Origin of the sequence: Neisseria sp. P0014.S009 (genome assembly GCF_051958155.1) — a bacterium.
Classification (GTDB): Bacteria; Pseudomonadota; Gammaproteobacteria; order Burkholderiales; family Neisseriaceae; genus Neisseria; species Neisseria flavescens_C.
In genome coordinates this window covers 1-496 of the sequence record NZ_JBQCVS010000045.1, presented here as the reverse complement: position 1 = coordinate 496, position 496 = coordinate 1, and the positions used below count along the sequence as shown (strand labels likewise).

General features: G+C 51.4%; 1 rRNA gene. It reads left to right on the top strand.

From position 1 onward, the window contains the following. Window positions 1–496, top strand: a 16S ribosomal RNA gene (locus ACTHS4_RS11580); the annotation flags it as partial.

Here is a 496-nt window from a genome sequence, read left to right as displayed (position 1 = left end):
GTATAAGAGACAGCCTACGGGTGGCTGCAGTCGAGGATTTTTGGCAATGAGCGCAAGCTTGACCAAGCGATGCCGCGTGCGGGATGAAGGCCTTCGGGTTGTAAACCGCTGTCAGTGTGGAGGAAAATTTGGTGTAGAGCCAAGTTTGACTAATACGCAGAGGAAGTGAGGGCTAAACTCGTGCCAGCAGCCGCGGTAAGACGAGTCTCACGAACGTTATTCGGAATTACTGGGCTTAAAGGGTGCGTAGGCGGTGGAGTAAGTCGGGTGTGAAATACCATAGCTTAACTATGGAACTGCACTCGATACTACTTTGCTAGAGTAAGACAGAGGTGAGTGGAACTGAGGGTGGAGCGGTGAAATGCGTTGATATCCTCAGGAACACCGGTGGCGAAGGCGACTCACTGGGTCTTTACTGACGCTGATGCACGAAAGCTAGGGTAGCAAACGGGATTAGATACCCTTGTAGTCCTGTCTCTTATACACATCTCCGAGC